We start from the raw sequence: 15,060 nt of genomic DNA, 5'->3' as shown, positions 1-15,060 counted from the left end.
CGCCGAACAGGCGAATCCCCTTAGTCATGGACAGATCACTCAGAGAAATTTCAGGGCTTAAATTAACCTCCGACCCAACTCCTGTCCAGACGCCAGAAAGCCCTTTCCCACTCCGGTTCTTCCGCAGCCCGAGGTAGTTTCCGCCACTGGCGGAAAGCCGACAGCTCAGTCGGCCGGGACCGTCTCGAGCCGCTGCTGACCGAGCACACCGAGAAGCCGCAACTTCTCAGCGCTCTCGGTTCCGGGCGCGGCCGTGAAGACCAGCAGAGTCTGTTGCTGCTGCTGGTCGTCCAGCAGTTGGCAGTGCAGTTCCAAGGCACCGACGGCCGGATGCAGGAACCGCTTGGTCCCACTGTGCCGGATCCCCACCTCGTGCGCCGCCCACAACTCGGCGAACTCCGGGCTGCCGTCCAGCAGCGCCCGCACGAGATTCCCGGCCCGCGACTTCGCCCCGTCCACGGCGTACGCCGACCGCAGCATCGACACCAGCATCCGGCTGTGGGTGGCGCGGGCCGCATCTTCGGCGTAGCGGTCCTTCTCGCCGGCGCGGAGGAACCACCGATGGATCGCACTGCGTTCGAGACCCTCGAAATTCGTCAACTCACCCTCGAAGGCGACGTCCGCCGGTGTCTGCACCAGCGTCTCGCCGAGCCGGTTCATGACCTGCGCGGGCGTGTCCACCAGCCGGTCGATGATCCGGAGCAGGCCGGGATTCACGTGGTCGCCACCGGTCGTTCGCGGCGGGATGCCGTGCCCAGCGAGGAGGTAGAGGTGGTCCCGCTCGTCCAGGGTCAGCCGCAGCGCCCGGGCGATCGCCGTGAGCATCTCCGTCGACGGCTGCGGTCCACGCCCGCCTTCCAACCGGCTGTAGTAGTCCGCGGACATGACAGCGAGAGCGGCGACCTCCTCGCGCCGCAGGCCCGGAGTACGGCGCCGGCGGCCGCGGGGCAGGCCGACGTCCTCCGGCTGCACCGCCTCGCGGCGCTTGCGCAGGAAGTCCGACAGCTCCCGGTAGTCCATGCCTCCATTCTTCAGCAGCCGCGGGCGTTAGCCACTGCTCAGTGAGCAGTGGTTGAGCCGAGCCTGGTTGCCCCGCCCGATCTGCCCAAACCTGGAGACATGAAAACGACAAACAACACGATCTTCGTCACCGGCGGTACTTCGGGTCTCGGGCTGGGGCTGGCGCTGCGCTGGCACGATCTCGGCAACAAGGTGATCATCGGCGGGCGGCGCAAGGAACTGCTCGACCGGATCGCGACCGAGCACGCGGGCATCGACACCGTCCTGCTCGACGTCGACGACCCCGAGTCGGTCGAAGCCGCCTTCGACGAGGTGACCGCCAAGTATCCGGAGCTGAACGCGGTTCTCACGATGGCCGGCATCATGCAGCCCGAGAACCTGCTGGACCCCGGCCACCTCGCGACGGCCGAGGCGACCATCACCACCAACCTGCTCGGCACGATCCGCGTGCTCACCCGCTTCGCGCCGTACCTGGCCGGCAGGCAGGACGGGGTGATCCTCACGGTGTCGTCGGGTCTCGCGTTCGTGCCGCTGGCCATCACGCCGACGTACAACGCGACCAAGGCCGCCATCCACAGCTACACGCAGAGCCTGCGGATCCAGCTGGCCGGCACGCCCGTGCAGGTGATCGAGCTGATCCCGCCGGCCGTCCAGACCACGCTGATGAACCAGCAGGACAACGACAACGCGATGCCGGTGGAGGACTACCTCAGCGAGACGATGAGCATCCTCGCGGAGCAGCCGGACGTCACCGAGGTGACCGTCCAGCGCGTCGGCTTCCTCCGGGACGCCGAACGCGAGAACCGCCTCGCCCAGACTGTTGCCGCAGTCAACAGCCACTGAGGGACTAGTCGGACAGGGCCTGCTCGATCCGTTCGACCTTGGCGGCGAGCTGGCCGGTGTAGCCGGGGCGGATGTCCGCCTTGAGCACCAGCCCGACCCGCGGCGACACGGCGGTGACGGCGTCGACGGCCTGTTTCACCACCGCCATCACCTCGTCCCACTCGCCCTCGATGTTGGTGAACATCGCGTTGGTCTCGTTCGGCAGGCCGGAGGCGCGAACGACGCGGATCGCCTCGGCGACCGCCTCGCTCACGCCACCGGTCTCGTCCCCGGCGGCCGGGCTGATACTGAAGGCAACGATCATGCGTCCAGCTTGCCAGCCCTGCCCTTGCCGTCGTCCTGGACCGTCTCCCCAACCGTGTCCCCGACCGCGCTCTGGGCCGCCGCCTCTTCGGCCATCCGCTCGGACCCAGAGGTCGTCAGCAGTGCCTTCTCCTTGATGAAGAGCACCGCGACCAGCGCGAGTACCGCGAACGGCACCGACATCATGAACAGGTCCGCCGTCGCCGCGGCGTACGCGTTCTCGACGGCCGTCCGGGCCTGCTCCGGCAGCTCCGAGATGTTCGGGACCGCGTTGCTGCCACCGGACGAGGCACCGCCCGGGTTCAGCGTCTCGGTGACCTTGTTGGCCAGGATCGCGCCCAGCACACTGACCCCGATGGTGCCGCCCATGCTGCGGAAGAAGCTCACCGCCGAGGTGGCCGCGCCCAACTCCCGCGCCGGTACGTCGTTCTGCGCGGCGAGCACCAGGTTCTGCATCACCAGGCCGAGCCCGACGCCGAGAACGACCATGAAGGCCCACAGCATCACCTTGCCGGTGTGCGCGTCGATCGTGCCGAACAGGGCCAGCCCGATCGGCATCAGGATGCTGCCGACGACCAGGTAGATCTTCCACTTGCCGTACTTCGTGATCAGTCCACCGGCGATGGTGGACGCGACCATCATGCCCAGGATCATCGGCAGGCTCATCAGGCCGGCCTTGGTCGGCGTGTAGCCCTGCGCGATCTGGAAGTACTGCGCCAGGAACACCGAGCCGCCGAACATCGCCACCCCGACCAGCGCGCTGGCGACGATGGCGAGCGTCACCGTGCGGTTGCGGAACAGGTCCATCGGGATGATCGGCTCAGGGTGCCGGCGTTCGACCATGACGGCCGCCCCGAGCGCCACCAGGGCCACCGCGACCAGCAGGAAGCTCCAGCCGGACGCCCACTCGAACTTGCTCCCGGCGAACGAGGACCAGACCAGCAGGGTGCTCACGCCGGCGGTGATCAGGAACGCGCCCCACCAGTCGATCTTCACCTCACGCCGGACGGTCGGCAGCTTCAGCGTGCGCTGCAGCAGCACGATCGCCGCGAGCACGAACGGCACGCCGACCAGGAAGCAGGCCCGCCAGCCCAGCGGCGAGTCGACCAGGAAGCCGCCGAGCAACGGCCCGCCGACGGTCGCCGAGGCGAAGATGGCGCCGAAGATCCCGGAGTACCGGCCGAGCTCGCGCGGCGGGATGATCGCCGCCATCACGATCTGCACCAGGGCGGTGAGACCACCGGCGCCCAGGCCCTGCAGGACCCGGCTGCCCAGCAGTACCTCGATGTTCGGGGCGAAGCCGGCGACGATCGAGCCGATCACGAAGAAGCCCAGCGACAGCTGGACCAGCAGTTTGTTGTTGTAGAGGTCGGCCAGTTTGCCCCACAACGGCACGGTGGCCGTCATCGCGAGCAACTCCAGGGTGATCACCCAGGTGTAGGACGACTGGCTGGCGCCGAGGTCGGCGATGATCCGCGGCAGCGCGGTCGACACCACGGTGCCGGCCAGGATCGCGACGAACATGCCCATCATCAGGCCGGAGATGGCCTGGATGGTCTGGCGCGGCGTGAGCTGGGCGATCTGCCCGGTCTCGACGTCGGCGGTGAGGACGTCCGCCTCGACTCCAGCCGGTTCGGCCGGAGAGGGCGAAGAGGTCGTTGTCATTCCTGACCTTCCTGGTCGGTTCTGTCGAGACTGGTCTTGTCGAATGCGGGGTCGAGGCCGTCGGCGAAGAGGAGGAACGCCTCGTCGACGAGTTGACGCAGCGACCGGTCCGAGCCGGCCCTGCGCTGCTCCATCGCGACCCGGACGGCCATCGTGGTGGCGCCGACGATCAGCTTCGGCCGGGGCGATCCGGGTGGCTCCCCCATCCGCGCGCCCAGCGCGGCGGCGAGCTCACGCTCGTCCTCGGCGCTGAGCACGACGAACTGGGCCAGCAGGTTCGGCGACCGCATCAGCAGGTCGATCCGCTGCGAGATGGCGGTCTCGTGCTTCTCGACGTCCTCGAGGTCGTCGAGCACCTTGGCGACGATCATCCGCATCGTGGTGAACGGCGACTGGCCGGCCGGCGCTTCGCGCACCCGGCGCAACGCCAGCGCGAGGTCGTCCGGATCGCGGCCGAGGATGGCGTGTTCCTTGTGCGAGAAGTAGTTGAAGAAGGTCCGCACCGAGACGTCGGCGGCCTCGCTGATCTCCTCGACCGTGACGTTGTCCGGCCCCTTCTCCAGCGCCAGCCGGAGCGCCGCCGCGGTCAGCGCCAGCCGGGTCTCCCGCTTCTTGCGTTCACGCCGCCCGGTCGGTGGGCTCTCCTCGGCTTGCATCACCCCTCCACGATAGATGAACTTGCAGTGAGTGCAAATTAATATTCGTGCAACTTTGCAGAACTGCATCCACGGTCGCGCACTACGCTCGGGCCTCATGACCTCCCTCTCCGCGGACCTGGCTCCGACCGGCGTGCTGCGCGCCTCGATCAACCTCGGCAATCCGGTCCTGGCCCAGGGCACCCCCGACGCGCCCACCGGCATCACGGTGGACCTGGCTCGGGAGATCGCAGCGCGACTGGACGTACCGGTGGAGTTCGTCTGCTTCGACGCCGCGCGGAAGTCGTTCGAGGCGATGACGGAGGGCAACGCGGACCTCTGCTTCCTGGCGATCGACCCCGCCCGGGAGGCCGAGGTCGCCTTCACCGCGCCGTACGTCGTGATCGAGGGCGTGTACGCCGTACCGACGGACTCGGCGCTGACCACTGTTGCCGAGGTGGACAGCGCGGGCGTACGGATCGGGGTGAAGCAGGGTTCGGCATACGACCTGTTCCTGACCCGCACTCTCGAGCACGCGACGGTGGTGCGCGGAGTGGAAGGCGTGGACGTGTTCCGCGCCGAGGGGCTCGACGCAGCGGCAGGGATTCGGCAGCCGATCGCCGCCTTCGTCGCGGCGAACGACGACGTGCGCCTGATCGACGAGCGGTTCATGCAGATCCAGCAGGCGGTCGGGACCACCAAGGACCGGCAGCCCCAGACCGTTCAGTTCCTGCGGGACGTGGTCGAGGAACTGAAGGCGAACGGGTTCGTCGCGGAGTCCCTCCGCACCGCCGGCCAGTCCGACGCTACGGTCGCACCTTAGGCAGCCAGGCCGGCACGGTCCTGCAGTATTCCTCGTACTGCGTGCCGTAGCGCCGCCGCAGTACGGGCTCCTCGTACCACCGGACGAACGACGCCATCACCGCCCACGCCAGTACTGCGTACGCGAGCAACCAGAGGTCGAGGAAGAGCAGCGCCTGACCGAGCACCGTCGCCACCACCCCGACGTACATGGGGTTGCGGACGAAGCGGTAGTCGCCGCCGATCACCAACTGCTCGGTCGGCGCGATCGGCGCCGGCGTCCCGCGGCCTTCCCGGACGAAGCGGAGGAAGGCGCGCAGCAAGACGACCACCCCGGCCGCGATCAGCAGCAGCGCCGGCCAGAACCGCGGCTCGGACCAGTCGCTGATCCACCACGGGATCAGTCCCGCGACCACGCAGGGCGCCGCGAAGAAGAACGCCGTACTGCCGAGCGCCGCCTTAAGCATCGTCGAGCCTGGCGATCACCCGGTCGGACAGTTCGCAGAAGGTCTTCAGTTCGGCCGGGCTCAGATCCCCGAACCAGCCGGCGACGGCCGCATGGTCACCCTCGTCACGCTCCTTCCAGTAGCCCTCGTTCCGATTCGTTGCTGACAGCAACTTGCGACGCTTGTCCGCCGGATCCGCCTCGACCTGCAGGAGTTCCTTGCGGACCAGGGCCGCGACGATCTGCGCGACGTTCTGGTGAGTACTTCCCAGCGCCGCGGCCGCCTCCGCCAGCGAGGGCTTGCCCATCGCCGACACGACGGTGATCAACGCCGCCTGCTGGGTGGTCAACCCGTCCGCGCGAAGCCGGTCATCCATCGCGTAGCGCAACTTCTGGGCGAGCGTCAGGGCGGTACGGAAGGCCCGGATCGAGGGCTCCAACCGCGAGCCGGCGCCGATTCCGAGCAGGTCTCCGGTCTTGTTCCTGGGCGACATAGGCAATATATTACCTATCACCATCGAAGGGGGCAACCACCGTGATCTGCCTACTGCCGCATTGCGCCTACCTGTCCGAGACGTCGCGGATGATCGAGATCCACCGCGCCCTGGCCGACCTCGGCCTCCCCGTCCGCGTCGCGACCCACGGCGGCCCGCACGAGCGCCTGCTTGCCGACGCCGGCATCCCGTACGACGTACTCGGTCCAGGCATCACGCCGGAGAGAGCGGCCACGTTCGTCGCGTCGGCGATCGGGCTCGGGGATCCACGCCAGAGCATGTACTCCGACGCCGAGATCCACACCTACGTGCAGGCGGAGGTGGAGTACTTCACAGCACACGGGATCACGGTCGCGGTCACGGGATTCACGCTGACCACATTGCTGTCGACGCGGCTTGCCGGAGTACGGCTCGTCACCGAACACGCGGGAAGCTTCGTGCCGCCGGTCTTCGAGCGACGTTTGCTGCCGGCACCGACTCATCCCGTGGATCCGCGACTCAAGCACGCACCCGGCTGGCTCAGCCGATTCCTCATCAACCGCACCGCGAATCGCACCACCGGCTACTGCGGTGGCTTCAACCGCGTGGCCGAATCGCTAGGCGCAGAAGGTGTTCCCAGCCTCTCCGCCCTCCTGCTCGGCGATCTCTCACTGGTGCCGGAGGTGCCCGAAGTCCTTGGCGTCTCGGCGGCCGAACTCGCCGCCTGGACTCCCGCCCACACGGTCGGCTATCGCCCCGACTCCCGCCTCACCAGCGTGGGACCGCTGTTCGCCCACCTGAACATCCCGCTGCCCGACCGGGTGCAAGAGTTCCTCGACCGGCCGGGCCCCACCGTCTACCTGGCCATGACCTCCACTCCAGCCGCCCAGGTTCGCGCCGCGATCGCCTCGCTCAGCAGCCTCGACGTACGCATGCTGGTGGCCGGCACCATCCACGATCTCAACGACCTCGCCACCGACCGGATCATGATCGAAGGCGTGCTCCCCAGCCACTTGGTGATGCCGCAGGTCGACCTCGCGATCACCACCGGCGGCCAAGGCAGCGTCCAGACGGCGATGGCCGCCGGCACGCCCCTGCTCGGGATCCCGCTCCACATCGAGCAGGACCTCAACCTCGCCTTGGTCGAACGCCTCGGCGCCGCCCGCCACGCCGCCCCGTCCGCCAACCTCCCCGCCCTCGCGGCCGGCATGCTCGGCAACCGCGCCCACCTGGAAGCCGCCGAACGAATCCAAAAGTTCTACGCCGCCGTCGACGGCCCGGCGGAGGCCGCGCAGACCATCGCCCAGCAACTCTGAGTGACTCGCTTCACGGTCGCCGCAGTAGAACTGCATAGCTGATCACCGGCGCGGAGGCCACCAGCCTCACCACCGCCGACGCCTGAATCCAAGTCCCCGCGAACTGATCCATACCAAACAGTATGGTACGGTCGCGGCATGGTGACGCGGGCGGATTGGCTTGAGGCCGGGTTGACGGTGCTGGCGGAGGAAGGCGCGCCGGCGTTGACGATCGAGCGGTTGACCGAGCGGATGGGCTTGAGCAAGGGCTCGTACTACCACCACTTCAAGGGCGCGGGCGGTTTCCGGACAGCATTGCTGGAGTACTTCGAAGCGCAGTTCACGGCCCGGCTGATCGACACCGTCGAGGAGAAGCCCGAGGCGGATGCCGCCACCAAGCTCAAGCGACTACTCGACCTGGTCCTGGCGGACGACGCGAAGGTTCAGCTCGAGATCGCGGTACGGGCGTGGGCCTTGCAGGACGCCGAGGCGCGCGCCGCGCAGGAGCGGGTGGACCACACCCGCACCCAGTACCTCCAGCGCCTTTGCCGGGGCCTCGACAGCAAGCAGGTCGACGACCCCGATCGCCTGGCCAGATTGCTCTATCTGATTCTGATCGGCGCCGAGCAGGTGCTTCCCCCGCTCCCGAGCAGCGAACTCCGTGAGCTCTACGCGATGACCCTGCGACTGGCCACGGGCGAGTCGCTCCTCGACTGAAGGAGTTCCGATGCCGGTCCGCACCGACCTACCCGAACTCGACGACCTGATCCCCACCGCCGACGTCGTCGACCTCAAGACCGCGACCGGCACCGTCACCCTGCGCGAGTTGATCGCGGGCGCGGTCGGTTACCAGCCCGGCTGGATCAAGTCGTTGTACGCCGTCCGCATCCTCTTCGCCAGGCTCCTCCGCCTGGACATGGCCGGCATGCCGCCGACCGACGAGATCCGCCCGGCGGACGTCAGCTTCACCCCGGGCGACGACCTGTCCTTCTTCAAGGTGATCCGCGGCGAAGAGCACCACTATCTGCTGCTCGGCATGAAGGACAAGCACCTGACCGCCTACCTCGCCTTCATCGTGGCGGACGACACCGCACCCCAACGCGACTTCAAGATCGTCACGCTCGTCCACTTCCACCAGAAGACCGGCCGCCTGTACTTCGCCGCCATCCGGCCCTTCCACCACGTAGTGGTCCGCGCGATGATCCGCGCCGGCCTCACTCGGTCAGCGAAGGTGGGTCAAGAGCGCTGAGAAGTCGGCGTGGTTGTACGGGCGGGCGCCGATGAGGGACTGCAGCAGGATGCCGTCCAGTGCGGCCACCAAGAGGCTCGCCTTGTGCGGGTCGGTGGTGAAGTTCCTGGCGATCTCGGTGAGCGGCTCCAGCCAGGCGGCCGCTGCCTCGCGGAGTGCCGGGCGACGAGCAGCCAACAGATACAACTCGTACTCCGCCAGCGTGCGTCCGCGGCGGTAGACCAGGCAGTGCTCGATCAGCCGAGCGAGTTCGTCGGCCGGGCGGGCGCCCAGTTCGTTGACGCGTTCCTGGAGCTCGGCCGTCAGGTCTTCGGCGGCCCAGGTCAGCGCTGCGACGAGCAGGTCGTCCAGCGTCGCGAAGTGGTAGGTCGTCGACGCGAGCGACACCCCCGCCTCGGCCGCGACCGCCCGGTGACTCACGCCGGCGACCCCGTCACGCTCGATCACCGCCAGCGCCGCGGTCAGCAACTCCGTCCGGCGCAACCGCCCCCGGACTCGCCGTCCGTCCACCCGAACTGCCATCGAAAGCCCTCCTCACCTGGGCAAACGGCAAACTACCAGGACAGACGTACTACTTGTTTTTGCCCCCGGAATTCGGTCCGATCGGCTCATGTGGCGACATACGCTCGTCGTCGTGACCGAACCCGAACAGCGCTCAGCCACTCCCCCGCAGACCCCGCTCAGCACCGCCATGCGCCGCGCCCTGAAGCGCGCCGACGACGGCAAGACGCTGGACCCGGCCGAGGTCGAGGTCCTGTTGTCCGCCTCCGGTGACGCCCTCGGCTCGCTGATGGCGACCGCCGCCCGGGTCCGGGACCAGGGACTGGCCGACGCCGGCCGGAGCGGGATCGTCACGTACTCGAAGAAGGTGTTCATCCCGCTGACCCGGCTGTGCCGGGACCGCTGCCACTACTGCACGTTCGCGACCACCCCGGGCCGCGTGCACTCGCCGTACCTGGGTCCTGACGAGGTGCTCGAGATCGCGCGCCAGGGCGCCGCACTGGGTTGCAAGGAGGCGCTGTTCACCCTCGGCGACGCTCCCGAGGACCGGTGGGACGCGGCCAAGACGTGGCTCGAGGAGGCCGGCTACGACAGCACCCTCGACTACGTGCGCGCGATGGCGATCCGCGTGCTCGAGGAGACCGGGCTGCTGCCGCACCTGAACCCGGGAGTCATGTCCTGGCAGGACATCCAGCGGCTGAAGCCGGTCGCGCCGAGCATGGGCACGATGCTGGAGACCACCTCGCGGCGGCTGTTCGAGGAGAAGGGCCAGCCACACTACGGCTCCCCCGACAAGGACCCGGCGATCCGGCTCCGGGTGCTGGAGGACGCGGGCCGCTCGAACGTCCCGTTCACCACCGGCCTGCTGATCGGGATCGGCGAGAACCTCGAGGAGCGCGCCGACTCGATCTTCGCGCTGCGCCGGATCGCCCGTCAGTACGGCGGCATCCAGGAGGTCATCATCCAGGGCTTCCGGGTGAAGCCGGACACGGCGATGCGCAACGACGCCGACGTACCGCTGGACGAGTGGCTGGCCGCGATCGCCGTGACCAGAATCGTGCTCGGCCCGCGGATGCGGGTGCAGGCCCCGCCGAACCTGGTGGACCTCACGGAGTGCCGCAAACTGCTCGACGCCGGCGTGGACGACTTCGGCGGCGTCTCCCCGCTGACCCCGGACCACGTGAATCCCGAGCGCCCCTGGCCGCAGATCGACGACCTGGCCAAGGTGACCGCCGATGCCGGCTTCACCTTGCGGGAAAGGCTCACCGCGCACCCGGAGTACCTGCGGGAGCCCTGGCTCGACCCGCGGCTGATCTCGCACGTCGAGGCGCTGGCCGACCCGGCGACGGGCCTGGCGAACGAGGGCGCGATGCCGAAGGGGCTGCCCTGGCAGGAGCCGGACGGCGGGTGGGACGTGTATAAGTCAGGGGCCGGGCGCACTGATCTGCACACCGCGATCGACACCGAGGGACGCCGGACCGAGACCCGCTCGGACTTCGACGCGGCCTACGGCGACTGGGACGTACTCCGCGAAGACGTCGCGGCACGCCGCGCCGCGGAGGCGGCGGCGACCGCGCCGGGCGGCAGCGCCGGGCAAGCGCCCGCCGGCGGAGCAGGTGCGCCGGAGCGGATCGACGCCGAGGTGAAGGCCGCTCTTGCTGCCGCTGAGCGGGATCCGGCCGGCCTGTCCGACGCGCAGGCGTTGACGTTGATGACGGCAACGGGTCCGGCGCTGGACCGGCTCGCGAAGATCGCCGACGACTTGCGCAAGGCAACGGTCGGGGACGATGTCACCTATGTGGTGAACCGGAACATCAACTTCACCAACGTCTGCTACACCGGCTGCCGGTTCTGCGCGTTCGCCCAGCGACGCACCGACGCGGACGCCTACTCGCTGTCGATGGACGAGGTCGCCCAGCGCGCCGAGGAGGCCTGGGTGATCGGCGCCACCGAGGTCTGCATGCAGGGCGGCATCCACCCCGACCTCCCCGGTACGGCGTACGCGGACCTGGCCCGGGCGGTCAAGGAACGCGTCCCGCAGATGCACGTCCACGCCTACTCGCCGATGGAGATCGTCAACGGCTCGGTCCGGACCGGGTTGTCGATCGAGGAGTTCCTGATCTCGGTGAAGGAGGCCGGGCTGGACAGCATCCCCGGCACCGCGGCCGAGATCCTCGACGACGACGTGCGCTGGATCCTGACCAAGGGGAAGTTGCCGACGGCAAGCTGGATCGAGGTCATCTCGACGGCGCACAAGGTCGGCCTGCCGTCGTCGTCGACGATGATGTACGGCCACGTCGACTCCCCGCACCACTGGGTCCAGCACCTGCGCACGATCGCCGCGGTGCAGGACCGGACCGGTGGCTTCACCGAGTTCGTGCTGCTGCCGTTCATCCACACGAACTCGCCGATCTACCTGGCCGGCATCGCCCGCCCGGGCCCGACGTACGACGAGAACCGGGCCGTGCACGCGATGGCGCGGATCATGCTGCACGGCCGGATCGACAACATCCAGTGCTCGTGGGTGAAGCTCGGCGTGGACGGGTGCGTCGCCGTACTGAACGGCGGCGTGAACGACATCGGCGGCACCTTGATGGAGGAGACCATCAGCCGGATGGCCGGCTCCAAGCACGGCTCGCGCAAGTCGATCGAGGAACTCACCCAGATGGCGACCGCGGCCGGACGGCCGGCCCGGCAGCGCACCACGACGTACGGCGAGGTCGTGCAGACGTCCCACACCGCACTCGAACTGGCCTGACGGAACACTGGCCTGACGGAACGCAGCCGCCCGACACGGCGGTGCGCTTTTCCCGGCGGGCACTGATCCCCAGATCACATCAGTGCCCGCCGGGAAAAGAAACGCCGACCGCGTCGGGTGTCGGTCACCACCTCACTGGCGACCGGCACCCCGGCGACACGGCCGACGTCCTGCTGTGCCCCGAGAGGGCGTTCGGCCCGAAGGAGGGAGGTCTCGCGGCTCATTCCGTAACCGGCAGGGGAGGTGCAGTCCGGTTGCGGACGGGAGTCGCGGTACCGCCTGGAGCCTGTGTCGGCGACCCGTCCGTCGCTGACAACAGAACGTTGTCACGGGGTGGCGGAGAGCCGCCATCAGCCCGGTCAAACATTTGCATTGATCTTGTCTAAGGCAACGCTCTGTATACAGAGTGTCACCTTCCGTACTCGCCGGTAGGAGAACTTGCCTTCAGCAACAACAATCTCCGCGCCGGAACAGACCGGAAATGGTGGGCCCTACGGGTGGGCCGGATCAGTACGGGTAGGTGTCGTCCCGGCGGATCGGATCCATGTCCCAGAGGGAGAACTCGACCACCTTGTGGGACTCCTCCCCGCCGGCCGGGCTCAGGCCGAGGCCGTCGTAGTCCCTGGAACCGATGCCGTCGAGGTAGGCGAGCAGCTCGAAGGCGGACCGGGCGTCCTCGACGTCCTCGATCACGTCGTCGTTCTGGGCCTCGTCGGCGCGGCTACGGACGTAGGCGATGAACGCCTCCGGATCGGTCACCACGAAGTCGTACCGCGCCTGGTAGCTGAGCCGGATCCCGTTCTCGGGGACCAGCGGCTCCTCCAACTCGTCCAGCTCACCGCGTTCGACCATCTCGCGGTAGTCGCTCGGGTCGTCGAAGTCGTCCGGGCCCAGCGGCAGGTCGTCGAGCTCGTCGGGATCGTAGGAGTCGATGCCGAGGAAGATGTCACCCCAGCCCCGCTCGTGCACGGCGTCGGCGAGGACGCGGGCCTGGACCCGGACGTTCTCGATCGCCGTGGTGGCCCGCAGGTCGTGCAGGTCCAGAGCGTCGGCTTGTTCCAGCAGCACCTTCGCCAGTTCGCGGGCGGCCTCGGCGGCCGACGCGGGCTCAATCGGCTCACTCATGCTGCGACGGTACAACCATCGGCACATCGACCGCCGCGCCCGGTACTCCGAACGCGTCCACGAGCTCCCCCGCGTGCGGCCGGACCACCCCGCAGAGCTCGTTCACCAGCGCCGTGATCGCCTTCGATCGAGGGCCGGACAACCGGCCGTGCTCGATGTACCAGGCCCGGTCCGCCTCCAGCGTGGACAGCGCGTGCAGGTCGTACAGCTCCTTCAGCCGATCCCGCACCGAACCCTCCGGAGCAGCCTGTACCGCGGCCAAGAAGGCCTCCAGCACGACGCGGTCCACATGGGCCCGGCCGGCCGCGATCACGTGGTCCTGGCACCGGTTGAACACCTCGAAGGGTTCGTCTCCGGCGTCGATGCCCTTCTTCAGCCGGCGCGCCACCCCGGCCAGCAGGTGCTCCTCCCGGAAGCGGAGCATGCCGCAGTGGTACGCGTCGTCGCGGAGCCCGGCATCGGGATCGGCGGAGTCGTTCCTGTTCGGGACCGCGTCCCGCAACAGCTCGACCACTGTCCGCAGCGCCGTCTTCTCGACCGCGATCTCCACCGCCTGGGCCGCGATGAACCGGGCGGTGCCGAGCGGGTCGAGCTTGCCGAACGACTCCCGGTAGTTCGTCAGCAGTCCCTTCGCGACGAGTTGCAGCAGGACGGTGTTGTCGCCCTCGAAGGTGGTGAAGACGTCGGTGTCCGCCTTCAGCGTGGCCAGCCGGTTCTCCGCCAGGTACCCGGCGCCGCCGCAGGCCTCGCGGCACGTCTGGATCGTCTCGGTGGCATGCCAGGTGCCGAGCGCCTTCGTCCCTGCCGCCTGGGCTTCGAGCGCGCGCTGGTCGTGCTCGGACTTGTCGGCCACGTCCCCGGCGAAGATCCGGACGAACTCGTCGACCAGTTCGGCCTGGGCGAAGTGCAGCGCATAGGTCTTGGCCAGCAGCGGCAGCAACCTGCGCTGGTGCATCCGGTAGTCGAGCAGCAGCGACTCGTCGGCGCTCCCGGGCGCACCGAACTGCCTGCGCTGGTTCGCGTACCGGACGGCGATGGTCAAAGCCACCTTGCTGGCGTTGATCGCGGCGCCGCCGACCGACACCCGGCCCTGGACGAGCGTGCCGAGCATGGTGAAGAACCGCCGGTCAGGGTTCTCGATCTCGCTGCTGTAGTTGCCCTCCGCATCCACCTGGGCGTAGCGGTCCAGCAGCGCGGTACGGGGTACGCGGACCCGGTCGAAGACGATGCGGCCGTTGTCGACGCCGTTCAGGCCGAGCTTGGGGCCGCAGTCGGTCAGGGTCACGCCAGGCATCGGGTCGCCGGCCGCGGTCCGGATCGGCACCAGCAGGCAGTGCACGCCGTGCGACTCGCCGCCGACGACCAACTGGGCGAAGACGGCGGCCATCCGGCCGTGCCGGGCCGCGTTGCCGATGTAGTCCTTGCGCGCCGCCGGGGTCGGCGTGTGGATCACGAACTCCTGCGTCGCGGGATCGTACGTCGCGGTCGTACCGAGCGCCTGGACGTTGGAACCGTGCCCGGTCTCGGTCATCGCGAAGCAGCCGGGCAACCGGCCTTCGATCGCGTCGGTCAGGTATTCGTCGTGGTGCCGGGTGGTGCCCAGATGCAGGATCGCGCCGGCGAACAGGCCGAACTGCACGCCGGCCTTCACCATCAGCGACAGGTCCCCGAAGGCCAGCGTCTCGAACCCGGCGATGAAGCCGCCCGGGTCGCCCTGGCCGCCGAACTCCTTCGGGAAGCCCCGGCCGGTGTGGCCCTCGGCGGTGATCTGCTGCAGGACGTCGAACACCTTGTCGCGGTACTCGCTCCTCGACAACTCCAGCCCGGCGTCGAGCAGTTCGGCGTTCGCCGCCAGCCCGTCGCGGACCAGGTCCCTCGCCGCCTTGTGCGGCCCGTCCAGATAGTCCCGCAAGCCCGTCGCGCTCATGGACCAAACCTATGCCGCCG

General features: G+C 68.6%; 15 protein-coding genes. 6 read left to right on the top strand and 9 right to left on the bottom strand.

Annotation, left to right across the window (positions count from 1 at the left end; translation table 11 throughout):
• Window positions 1–165 precede the first annotated feature (165 nt).
• Window positions 166–1,020: a helix-turn-helix transcriptional regulator gene (locus tag ABD255_RS28665; RefSeq protein WP_344219429.1), complete on the bottom strand. Its 855-nt coding sequence runs from the start codon at window positions 1,018–1,020 to the stop codon at window positions 166–168.
• A 99-nt stretch (window positions 1,021–1,119) separates the two neighbouring features.
• Here ABD255_RS28665 and ABD255_RS28660 point away from each other — a divergent pair, with 99 nt between their 5' ends.
• Window positions 1,120–1,863 (top strand): SDR family oxidoreductase, encoded by a 744-nt coding sequence (locus ABD255_RS28660; RefSeq protein WP_344219427.1) that lies wholly within the window; start codon window positions 1,120–1,122, stop codon window positions 1,861–1,863.
• 4 nt (window positions 1,864–1,867) lie between these two features.
• Here ABD255_RS28660 and ABD255_RS28655 read toward each other — a convergent pair whose 3' ends face one another.
• From ABD255_RS28655 to ABD255_RS28645, 3 genes are read right to left on the bottom strand one after another with little or no spacing between them, the layout of a single operon-like run.
• Window positions 1,868–2,167: a thiamine-binding protein gene (locus tag ABD255_RS28655; RefSeq protein WP_344219425.1), complete on the bottom strand. Its 300-nt coding sequence runs from the start codon at window positions 2,165–2,167 to the stop codon at window positions 1,868–1,870.
• A complete protein-coding gene (locus tag ABD255_RS28650) occupies window positions 2,164–3,831 on the bottom strand; it encodes an MDR family MFS transporter (protein ID WP_344219423.1) in 1,668 nt (555 codons plus the stop codon). The genes ABD255_RS28655 and ABD255_RS28650 overlap by 4 nt, the downstream gene beginning before the upstream one ends.
• Complete coding sequence (locus tag ABD255_RS28645; RefSeq protein ID WP_344219581.1) at window positions 3,828–4,487, bottom strand: TetR/AcrR family transcriptional regulator; 660 nt, start codon at window positions 4,485–4,487, stop codon at window positions 3,828–3,830. The genes ABD255_RS28650 and ABD255_RS28645 overlap by 4 nt, the downstream gene beginning before the upstream one ends.
• Window positions 4,488–4,584: 97 nt before the next feature.
• Here ABD255_RS28645 and ABD255_RS28640 point away from each other — a divergent pair, with 97 nt between their 5' ends.
• Entirely contained in the window at window positions 4,585–5,289 is a 705-nt protein-coding gene (locus ABD255_RS28640) for a transporter substrate-binding domain-containing protein (RefSeq protein ID WP_344219420.1), read from the top strand.
• On the opposite strand, the gene ABD255_RS28635 is transcribed toward ABD255_RS28640, so the two are convergent.
• Window positions 5,273–5,734, bottom strand: coding sequence for a methyltransferase family protein (locus ABD255_RS28635; protein ID WP_344219418.1), 462 nt, complete (start codon window positions 5,732–5,734; stop codon window positions 5,273–5,275). The two genes, ABD255_RS28640 and ABD255_RS28635, sit on opposite strands and share 17 nt — an antisense overlap.
• Window positions 5,727–6,206 carry a MarR family winged helix-turn-helix transcriptional regulator gene (locus tag ABD255_RS28630; protein WP_344219416.1) on the bottom strand — a complete coding sequence of 160 codons (480 nt, stop codon included), beginning with the start codon at window positions 6,204–6,206 and terminating at the stop codon, window positions 5,727–5,729. Before ABD255_RS28630 ends, ABD255_RS28635 begins: the two co-directional genes overlap by 8 nt.
• Before the next feature lie 41 nt (window positions 6,207–6,247).
• Here ABD255_RS28630 and ABD255_RS28625 point away from each other — a divergent pair, with 41 nt between their 5' ends.
• The 3 genes from ABD255_RS28625 (at window position 6,248) to ABD255_RS28615 (ending at window position 8,729) form a co-directional block, all read left to right on the top strand.
• Entirely contained in the window at window positions 6,248–7,501 is a 1,254-nt protein-coding gene (locus tag ABD255_RS28625) for a glycosyltransferase family protein (RefSeq protein ID WP_344219414.1), read from the top strand.
• Window positions 7,502–7,639: 138 nt separating this feature from the next.
• Window positions 7,640–8,197 carry a TetR/AcrR family transcriptional regulator gene (locus ABD255_RS28620; RefSeq protein WP_344219412.1) on the top strand — a complete coding sequence of 186 codons (558 nt, stop codon included), beginning with the start codon at window positions 7,640–7,642 and terminating at the stop codon, window positions 8,195–8,197.
• 10 nt (window positions 8,198–8,207) lie between these two features.
• On the top strand, window positions 8,208–8,729 hold the full coding sequence (locus tag ABD255_RS28615; RefSeq protein ID WP_344219410.1) for a DUF2867 domain-containing protein: 522 nt from the start codon (window positions 8,208–8,210) through the stop codon (window positions 8,727–8,729).
• Here ABD255_RS28615 and ABD255_RS28610 read toward each other — a convergent pair.
• A complete protein-coding gene (locus tag ABD255_RS28610; RefSeq protein WP_344219408.1) occupies window positions 8,703–9,251 on the bottom strand; it encodes a TetR/AcrR family transcriptional regulator in 549 nt (182 codons plus the stop codon). The genes ABD255_RS28615 and ABD255_RS28610 overlap by 27 nt on opposite strands.
• An 88-nt stretch (window positions 9,252–9,339) precedes the next feature.
• On the opposite strand from ABD255_RS28610, the gene ABD255_RS28605 reads away from it, so the two are divergent.
• Window positions 9,340–11,988, top strand: coding sequence for a bifunctional FO biosynthesis protein CofGH (locus tag ABD255_RS28605; RefSeq protein WP_425554550.1), 2,649 nt, complete (start codon window positions 9,340–9,342; stop codon window positions 11,986–11,988).
• Window positions 11,989–12,495: 507 nt separating this feature from the next.
• Here ABD255_RS28605 and ABD255_RS28600 read toward each other — a convergent pair.
• Both ABD255_RS28600 and ABD255_RS28595 read right to left on the bottom strand, forming a co-directional pair.
• Window positions 12,496–13,113, bottom strand: a complete 618-nt coding sequence (locus ABD255_RS28600) for a hypothetical protein (RefSeq protein WP_344219404.1) — start codon at window positions 13,111–13,113, stop codon at window positions 12,496–12,498.
• Window positions 13,106–15,040 (bottom strand): acyl-CoA dehydrogenase family protein, encoded by a 1,935-nt coding sequence (locus ABD255_RS28595; RefSeq protein WP_344219402.1) that lies wholly within the window; start codon window positions 15,038–15,040, stop codon window positions 13,106–13,108. The genes ABD255_RS28600 and ABD255_RS28595 overlap by 8 nt, the downstream gene beginning before the upstream one ends.
• Between the last annotated feature and the right edge of the window lie 20 nt (window positions 15,041–15,060).

The organism is Kribbella sancticallisti, assembly GCF_039530625.1.
Taxonomy (GTDB): Bacteria; Actinomycetota; Actinomycetes; order Propionibacteriales; family Kribbellaceae; genus Kribbella; species Kribbella sancticallisti.
This window is presented reverse-complemented; position numbering and strand designations above follow the sequence as displayed.